The sequence below is a fragment of the Acidithiobacillus sulfurivorans genome, from assembly GCF_018853815.1.
In the GTDB taxonomy this organism is placed as follows: domain Bacteria; phylum Pseudomonadota; class Gammaproteobacteria; order Acidithiobacillales; family Acidithiobacillaceae; genus Acidithiobacillus; species Acidithiobacillus sulfurivorans.
In genome coordinates, this window is record NZ_JAAOMP010000069.1 from 1 (window position 1) to 8,576 (window position 8,576).

The 8,576-nt window shown below is 50.7% G+C and carries 9 protein-coding genes and 2 pseudogenes; 10 read left to right on the plus strand and 1 reads right to left on the minus strand.

What is annotated here, in order from left to right:
• The 10 genes and pseudogenes from HAP95_RS06035 to HAP95_RS06075 form a co-directional block, all read left to right on the plus strand.
• A partial coding sequence (locus HAP95_RS06035) for a lysozyme (RefSeq protein ID WP_215883395.1) occupies nucleotides 1-712 on the plus strand: 712 nt, incomplete at its 5' end.
• 13 nt (nucleotides 713-725) lie between these two features.
• On the plus strand, nucleotides 726-1,385 hold the full coding sequence (locus HAP95_RS06040; protein ID WP_215883396.1) for a hypothetical protein: 660 nt from the start codon (nucleotides 726-728) through the stop codon (nucleotides 1,383-1,385).
• 73 nt (nucleotides 1,386-1,458) lie between these two features.
• Nucleotides 1,459-1,932, plus strand: a complete 474-nt coding sequence (locus HAP95_RS06045) for a hypothetical protein (RefSeq protein WP_215883397.1) — start codon at nucleotides 1,459-1,461, stop codon at nucleotides 1,930-1,932.
• A 198-nt stretch (nucleotides 1,933-2,130) separates the two neighbouring features.
• Entirely contained in the window at nucleotides 2,131-2,400 is a 270-nt protein-coding gene (locus tag HAP95_RS06050; RefSeq protein WP_215883398.1) for a hypothetical protein, read from the plus strand.
• A 193-nt stretch (nucleotides 2,401-2,593) separates the two neighbouring features.
• A pseudogene (locus tag HAP95_RS06055) lies at nucleotides 2,594-2,824 on the plus strand (PIN domain-containing protein); the annotation flags it as partial.
• A gap of 280 nt (nucleotides 2,825-3,104) precedes the next feature.
• Nucleotides 3,105-3,320 carry a hypothetical protein gene (locus tag HAP95_RS17090; protein WP_226832603.1) on the plus strand — a complete coding sequence of 72 codons (216 nt, stop codon included), beginning with the start codon at nucleotides 3,105-3,107 and terminating at the stop codon, nucleotides 3,318-3,320.
• Nucleotides 3,317-3,736 (plus strand): tetratricopeptide repeat protein, encoded by a 420-nt coding sequence (locus tag HAP95_RS06060; RefSeq protein WP_368356560.1) that lies wholly within the window; start codon nucleotides 3,317-3,319, stop codon nucleotides 3,734-3,736. Before HAP95_RS17090 ends, HAP95_RS06060 begins: the two co-directional genes overlap by 4 nt.
• 326 nt (nucleotides 3,737-4,062) lie before the next feature.
• The gene (locus HAP95_RS06065; protein ID WP_215883399.1) at nucleotides 4,063-5,124 is read left to right on the plus strand and encodes a tetratricopeptide repeat protein; all 1,062 of its coding nucleotides are present in this window, start codon (nucleotides 4,063-4,065) and stop codon (nucleotides 5,122-5,124) included.
• Nucleotides 5,125-5,363: 239 nt separating this feature from the next.
• The gene (locus HAP95_RS06070; RefSeq protein WP_215883400.1) at nucleotides 5,364-5,639 is read left to right on the plus strand and encodes an HU family DNA-binding protein; all 276 of its coding nucleotides are present in this window, start codon (nucleotides 5,364-5,366) and stop codon (nucleotides 5,637-5,639) included.
• A 10-nt stretch (nucleotides 5,640-5,649) separates the two neighbouring features.
• Entirely contained in the window at nucleotides 5,650-5,937 is a 288-nt protein-coding gene (locus tag HAP95_RS06075) for a hypothetical protein (protein ID WP_215883401.1), read from the plus strand.
• Between the two features lie 6 nt (nucleotides 5,938-5,943).
• Here the strand turns inward: HAP95_RS06075 and HAP95_RS06080 are convergent.
• Nucleotides 5,944-8,493, minus strand: a pseudogene (locus HAP95_RS06080) (Tn3 family transposase); the annotation flags it as partial.
• Nucleotides 8,494-8,576: the final 83 nt, after the last annotated feature.

The following is an 8,576-nucleotide window of genomic DNA, read 5'->3' on the forward strand; positions in this document are numbered from 1 at the left end:
CTTCAAGACGCACGAGACAGCCGCACCCCATCCCGCATCAGCAGCCTGCCCCGCAGGCAGCTGCTGCGTCAAAACCTCCGCACTGCCCGAACAGCAGGCCGCGCAAACACAGTGCACTCCCGCTGCTGCGCCTACGGCTTCGACAAAATCCCAAAGTGCTTGTATTAACGTTAAATCAAGCACACAGGTAACTAGAGGTTACAAAACCAATTTTCTACCAGCTGCTGAAAGTGTTCGTTTAACACCTTATACCGACAGCCTAGGTAACTGTACGGTTGGTATTGGTCATTTAATAGATCACAAACCTTGCACTAAACAACAGTTAGGCCAACACTATTCATTGTCCCAAGTGGATTCAGTATTGCAAAAGAATTTGGACCAGGCTGAAGCCTGCGTTCGTCAAAATATGAAGGGATATAATATGTCTTCTTGTGAGTTTGATGCCCTGACAGACAGGTCATACAATTCTGGTTGTTCTGGTGCCCAAAAACAGGGGTTCTTTTCTTCAGCGCAGAATTCATTAAACACTGGCAACTACGCATACATAGATAACGCATATAATAAATTCATTAATTACTACGACGCAAATCCGAAAACAATTGGTGATGCTGCCCGCGCCAAGAAAGGATTATCTGTATGGACAGCCGTGCCAAAAGGGCAATGTGCATCGGGGAACTGTGCATTAAATAGCAGCAACGTATATGGCCCATAATAGGAGAATAAACATGAGACACATAACTAAATATATCATAGCTTTCTGTACAATTTTTTCTGGGTGTGCATATTCTACAGATTTCCTAAAACCGGGTTTATGGATAAATTCTAACAAAACTGGGCATGTGTGCGTTGCTCAGAATAATTCCATTCCTTCACTTGCTTATCTCAGGCTAGAAGTGGAAATGTCTGGAACTGGTTCAGAACAGTCTACGGAATGTAACATTGGGCATTTTGTATTTAAAAACAGAACGGGGTATGAGGCAGGTTTCTCTTGTGTGGTACGAACCGCCAAAATACCGACGCCTAAAACTGGTCGGACATATGTAGAATCAAAACATTTTTTAGTATATATTCTTGCAAAAAAAATTGACAAAAATAGATTTTACGGCGCTATTGGGCAAAAAAATAGTACTGCATATCCTTCAATAGGAGAGAAAAATATCAACAGATTGGAAAAAAATAATTTTTACACTTGGATCAGAAAGAAGTGCACACCCCCGATAAATACATTTTATCAATTCTCTACATATTACGGCTTTCCTGTCTCTCTTATGCAGGATAGAGTTACGCGAGAATGCCAGGGTGGTGTGACAAGTCGTTTTTGTTGTAAACATGATACGGTTAATTTTCCGAATCATGGTAGAAAATCTCCCAATCTGTGTGGTTAGGTAAATATCTCCCGGCAAAGCCGGGAGCTTTAGTTCGTGAGCCGCTCAAAGCGGCTTAAAAGGATTCTATTCCATGACGATGATGCAAATCTTGCGTTCTCTGCATGTGGTATTGACTGGCTGCGCGCTAAGTCTTCTTATTTCCGGTGTGCCGGTGGATGCCGCTACAACTCCCACCCCGACTGCCAGCACTACGCCCCGTCTGACCATTGCGGATTTTATGGGAACGTGGAAAATTTTTGCGCGAACATCTATGGGGGGCGATTTTTTGCCTATAGTCAAAGCTCAGAATGATGGCATGATTGGAAAAAAAATTCATTTTGGAAATAAATCCATCAAGGATACCTTCTTGTATGTTCTACCAAATTACATTAAAAACCCAATTTACTCTGTAGAATATAAAGATCTGCTCCCAGATACAGCTTATCCTGATACTTTATGGATTAAGTATCCCTACAACGATAACCATAAAACCATTGTTTATTTTAAAGTGGGCCGCATGTCAAAAACGGAGAAAAAAAATATCTATACAGCTTTTGAAGTGTGATCAAACTATAAAACTCCTAATTTTACTATGAGCTTAGATATGGGAAATGGAGATGCCTTTTTCCTCTGTAAGATCAACCCAAAGACTGATCAATGCCAAAACCATCACTTAGAACACGATGGCAAAATGCCCCCTCGGTAAGGATAGAGTCGCCCCAAAGATGTAGGATTCTATGAACTCGGTGCTAAGGTAAAGCTCATGACGATCCATAAACAAATTTATATCGTTGCTGTTGCGGTTCTATCGCTTCTTTTCCTACTCAATACTGCATCCGATGCGGCTTTGTTTCGTCTGCATGGCATGACCGCGCAAGAGATTTTTTCTAATGCAAAAGCTGCCGCGCTGGCTAACGCCGCCTGCAAGGGAGATGCTTCTGAAATTGTGCATCTGGTTCACTCTGGCGCCGATGTGAATTATCGCGGGAAAGGGGGCATTTCTCCGCTCATTTGTGTCAAACAGCGCTGGTGATTATCCAGTTTTCAGCAGAAATCAGCGTTTGGATGGTTCGCCATTGAGAGCCTCAGCATTTCGCTAATGCACCAAATGTTTCAACGGACTAATGATTCATATTCCGCGATATGGGGTGGAAAACACCTGATGCTGACAGATGGCAAAAAAATAACGCTGATTAACACTCTACCGCGTCTGGAAGGACGAAGGAGAACCTGCGGCACGACTGGCCTACGAACAGGCGCAGTCGTTACCCATTGTCTGGATACACGAGAGTCCGGAATTGCTGGAGGCTGCCGCCGAAATCAAGGCAAAGCACCGCTTATCGTTAGCAGACGCCTGGATTGCGGCGACGACCCTCCTGCACAACGGGGTTTTAGTCCATAAAGACCCGGAGTTCAGCAGCGTCCATATCCAGCAGGAAGCCCTGCCCTTCAAGTAGAGAAAGCGGCGGAGCAGCTGCGAAGCGGTGAACTTGGGCGTATTTTGGGCAAAGCGCCCCATTTCACGGCACGATACCTGCTGCAACGCCTGTATTTACTCATGATTGGACCGGTCAGAACAGCGGATTATCAATCTGATGGTCTGGAAAATATCTGTTACGGTAACGATTGCTGCGGGAGTTTTTCGTGTCCGCCGATGCCCCCACGCTAGGCTGAAAGCCAATCCTTATGTAAGCTTTTGTGAAAATCAGAGAATTTATATCCGCAAAGGAGAATAGGATGAAGGCTCGTATCGTTATCCCGTTGGCGCTTATGGGACTGTTTTCTGTAGGTAGTGCCTATGCGATGACCAACACGCAGGCGAAAGACTTGGAGATGGCCGCAGCCAAGGGAAACACTACGGGCCTAGCCAAATTGGAATCTGCGGCGAAGTCTGGGGATGCTGCAGCCCAATTGTGGTTGGGTGTCTACTGGAGTGCAAAAAAAACCACGTGAAGGCGAACTATTGGTTCGAGAAGGCCGCCGATCAGGGATATGCCAAGGCGGAATATAACCTGGGAGCAGTCTACGCCCACGGCCAAGGAGTGCTGCTGGATTACGCTAAGGCGGACTATTGGTTCGAGAAAGCCGCCGCTCAGGGATATGCCCCGGCGGAATATAACCTGGGGGTAGTCTACGTCAACGGCTATTGTGTGCCGCGGGATTACGCGAAGGCGGTCTACTGGTACGAGAAAGCCGCCGCTCAGGGATATGCCCCGGCGGAATATAACCTGGGGAATGCCTACTACCACGGCCGTGGTGTGCCGAAGAATACGATGACCGCCATAACGTGGTGGAAGAAAGCGGCCGCACAAGGCGGGCAGGCAGGAAGAATGGCACAATATAATATCAAACTTGTCGAGCGGGGTTAGGCATGACTGGCTGGGGTGGCATCTTCTGATAAGAAGATGCTGAGGGCACAATGACAAACATATTGGGTTGGATTACACGAGTTTGAGTGAGTACGGTCAGAGATATTGATGGCTTTGGATACGCTGACGGTCACGTAGCGTGAGGGGCTGGGGGTAAACCCCCTCGAAGAACTTGAACAAACGCGCCTGTTGGGGGAGTGTCACTTTTTCGACCAAGAAGGGGTCCCCTCAGAATTCGACTAAATGCTTTTGGGTATTCAGCTAAACTTGGAAGCGTTCAGTCTTTAATTTGGATACCGTCGAACCTCTGCCAGAGAGATAGCATCATGATCGTCTTGCCTAGAGTAAAATTTCTTCTTTTTGCGACAATCTTTCTGATCTTTCAGCTTTTGTCATCCTTTTATTCTCCCGTATATGCATTTGGTAATCCAGGTTCTCCGTGGCCTGCAGGCCCCAATTTGACGTATGCAGAGTCCAAGGTATTAGCGTTGAGCGCGTATGATGGATATAACCGATTCTTGATATTGAAAAAGAGCGCCCAAGAAGGGAATGCCAAGGCCATGATGGGGCTTTCAATCTATTACCAGAATATCCACCAACCGCAAAAAGCCTTGTTTTGGGCGAGAAAAAGTGCCCATGCAGGAAATCCACATGCCGAGAGTTTTCTGGGTCTTGCGTATTACCATGGAGATGGAGTAGCAAAAAATCAGAAAAAGGCCATTTACTGGTTGGAAAAGGCCGCAAGCCAACATGATTATGCTGTCGAATATTTTTTGGCCCGTCTTCACCAACATGGGAAAGGCGGTTTTCCGAAAAATGTGCAAGCCGCCATACCCTTGTATGAATCCGCAGCGCATGATGGGAGTATTTTGGCTGCAGAAGAGTTGGCGGAAATCTATAAGAATCCACACAGCCCTCTATATAATCAGAAGCTTGCCGATCATTGGGAACATTTCATACCAGAAAAGGGACTGGGACGAAAGTTCACCAATGCGTCCAACGAATTTCAAATGTATCAAGGCTACGGAAGTTCGGAAAATTATAAAAAACATCAAAAATTTCTTTTACAGAAAAATCATCTGTATTTCTTTTTTCTGATTTTCAATTTTATCATCATATGGGTTGCTACATTCTTTCAGATTCGGAAATCTTGGCAGTATCCAGAAGGTTCTTCCTTGATTTTTTGGGGAACGAGCGCCTTGCTCAATTTCTTTCTCGTATTCTTTTATTTACTTTCTCAAGATCTTTTTTTATTTCTTTTTTATACAGTAACAACGATTCTTTTCGGTATTATCATTTTTGTGATTTTGTTTCGGAAGAGGAAGAAAAAAGAGTATCCTGTTATTCCTGTTGTTACAAATACACATTCTCCTGACCCGAATCCGTGATCAGCCATCCCTGTTGGTGGAAGAATGGCGATAGAGGGGCTGTGGCGTGTGAGTATCGAGCATTGCGACGATTGTAGGCCTAGGTTTGGTAGTACTGGATGAGAAGGGAATGGGGTTTTGGAGGGGTTTCCCGCAGGAAGGCAAAGAGGTCTTTCTGCCTGATGGTGTCGATTGATGGCTTGCAGACCACACTTTTTCGCCTACCTTGGTGTTTGTTTTTCTCCCATAAGGCTGGTTCCATGACAAAATCTGAGTTCGTTACCGCTATGGCACAGCACGGAGCGATGTCCAAAGCGGAGGCTGAGAGGGTATTTCAGGCCTTCCGGCAGACCCTGGAAAGGGCTTTGCCGACCGCCGGAAAGATCGTCTTTCCGGGCTTTTGTACGTTTGAGGTTGTAGAAAAACCCGCCCGCAAGGGTCGGAATCCCGCCACAGGGCAAGAGATCGACATTCCCGCGAAGAAGACGATCAAGATCAAGGCAGGGAAAGAGTTTACGGACACAGTGAATAGCTGAAGGATATCTCATGGAAGCAACGAAAAGGCGGATTCGTCGGGCCGCCGAGCAGCGCCTGGCGGATTTTGAAAGGAAACAGGCCGAGATCATGGAACGTCAGCGGGCGGCTCTTGCCAAGCTTGAAGAAGCCAAAAAGAAAATCCTGGAAACCCCTGCTGTTCGGAAAGCAAACCGGGAACGAGAGAAGCGCTTCCAACGTGCCGCGCAGACTCTGGCTGCAGGTTGGGACTATCGGCACTACATCGCGGCCATCGAGAAAGCCTTACACGAAGGGGTCCCTTCAGAAAACGGAATTTAAAGTACGTTAAGCACCCGTGAAGGGCCGCAGCGGCCGATATTTCCCCTGCTTGAGCCTGGCGCTACGCCGCCACAGGTAATCCCCCGTCAGATTGATGTGTTCCCAACCTAAGGGAGACAGGTACTGCAGCAGCGTTTCGTCGACCACTTGCCCATGCTCCTGCAGGGCGCTGACTGCCCGCTCCAGGTACACGGTATTCCACAGCACGATAGCCGCCGTCACCAGATTCAAGCCACTGGCTCGGTAGCGTTGCTGCTCAAAGCCCCGATCCCGGATCTCCCCCAGCCGGTTGAAGAATACTGCCCGAGCCAACGCATTGCGGGCCTCTCCCTTGTTCAGCCCCGCCTGTACCCGCCGGCGCAGTTCCACGCTTTGCAGCCAATCGAGGATGAACAGCGTACGCTCGATGCGCCCCAGCTCGCGCAGGGCCACCGCCAGACCGTTTTGACGCGGATAGCTGCCGAGCTTCCGGAGCATGAGTGAGGCCGTCACCGTCCCCTGCTTGATGGAAGCCGCCAGACGCAGGATATCTGCCCAAGGGGTGCGGATGAGCTGGAGGTTCAGGGTGCCGCCAATCATCGGTTTGAGGGCGTCATATCCGGGACTGTCCTTGGGCAGAAACAGTTTGGTTTCCCCCAGATCCCGGATCCGGGGTGCAAACCGGAACCCCAACAAATGTGTCAGAGCAAAGACGTGATCCGTGAAGCCGGCCGTGTCCGTGTAGTGCTCTTCGATCCGCAGATCTGACTCGTGGTACAGCAGCCCATCAAGCACATAGGTTGACTCGCGCACCCCGACATTGACCAGCTTGCTGCTGAACGGCGCATATTGGTCGGAGATGTGGGTGTAGACCAACCGCCCCGGCTCCGCCCCATACTTCGGATTGACGTGTCCAGTGCTCTCGGCCTTGCCGCCAGCACGAAAACGCTGTCCATCTGAGGATGACGTGCTGCCGTCTCCCCAATGCCCAGCAAAGGGGTTGCGCATCTGCGCGTTGACCAGTTCGGTCAGAGCCACCGAGTAGGTCTCATCGCGGATGTGCCAGGCCTGCAGCCAGGACAGCTTGGCATAGGTCATGCCGGGGCTCGATTCCGCCATTTTGCTCAATCCCAGATTGATGCCGTCGGCCAGAATCGCCGTCAACAGCAGGGTCTTGTCCCGGGCTTCATCGCCACTCTTGAGGTGCGTGAAGTGACGGGTGAATCCGGTCCAGGCGTCCACCTCCATCAGCAGTTCGGTGATTTTGATGTGCGGCAGTAGCGCCGCTGTCTGGTCGATCAACGCTTGCGCCGTGTCGGGTGCCACCGCATCCAGCGGGGTAATTTTCAGACCGGAATCCGTGATGATGGCATCCGGTAGGTCATCGGCGGCCGCGAGATGATTGGCACTGGCGAGTTGCTGTTCCAGCAGTGCCATGCGCTCCTGCAAATAAGTCTCACAGTCGGTGTTTATAGCCAGCGGCAGGGCGCCGGCTTGAGTGAGATCATCGAAACGCCAGGCAGGGATCAGATACGTGTCAAAATCCTTGAACTGGCGTGAGCCCTGCACCCAGATATCGCCGGAGCGCAGGGCATTTTTGAGTTCGGACAGGGCGCACAGCTCGTAGTAGCGCCGGTCGATACCGTCCCCGGTGACCACCAGCTTTTTCCAGCGCGGCTTGATGAATCGGGTCGGTACGTCCGCAGGCATCTTGCGGGTATTGCTGTCATACAGACCGCGGATCACCGCAATGGCGTCAAGCAGGTCCTGGGCCGCCGGTGCCGCCCGTAATTTGAGAACGGCCAGAAAAGGTGCGGCATAAAGTCGGACGGTGGTGTAGCTGTCACCGATGTGATGGAGGAAATCGAAGTCGGCGGGCCGGGCGAGATCTTTGGCTTCGGTGACGCTGGCGGTGAATGCCTCCCAGGAAAGAACCGATTCAATGGCCGCAAAAGGATCCGCACCGCTCTTGCGGGCTTCCAGCAAGGCATCGCCGATCCGCCCGTACAGACGAACCTTGTCGTTGATGGCCTTCCCAGAGCGCTGGAATTGCTCCTGATGTTTTTGTTTGGCGGCGTTGAATAACTTCCCCAGGATGCGGTCGTGCAGGTCGATGATCTCATCCGTTACCGTGGCGGTGGCTTCGATGACTAGTGCCGCCAGGGTCGCATAGCGGCGCTGGGTCTCGAACTTGGCGAGATCCGCCGGCGTCATTTGGCCGCCCTCGCGGGCCAGCTTGAGCAGACGATTCTGGTGAACCAGGAGTTCCATGCCGGCGGGCAGGTCTATCGCCTGCAGGGCCTGCAAACGCTCAATGTGCCGGCGCATGTGCCGCGAGTTCGGCTTGGCCGGCGCCTCCCGCAGCCAGGCCAGCACTGTCTTCTGGCTGCCCTCCTTGCGCTTGAGGAGCGCATCGAGTCGTTGGCGATGGTCGGCCAACAGTACGTCCGTGAGCGCCGCATAGATCCGCCGGTTGGCCCGGGTTATCGACTCAGCACAAATGCGGTCGATGACCTCCGGCGTGGGTAACAACACTTTTTGTTGGCGAAGTCCCTCCACCAGCGCCGACGCGAGCAGGGGGTGTAAGCCCAAACCCTCGAAAATTTTGTTTGGCCTCGTAATTCCCTATTCCAAGAGCAAATCGGCCACCAACGCATCGA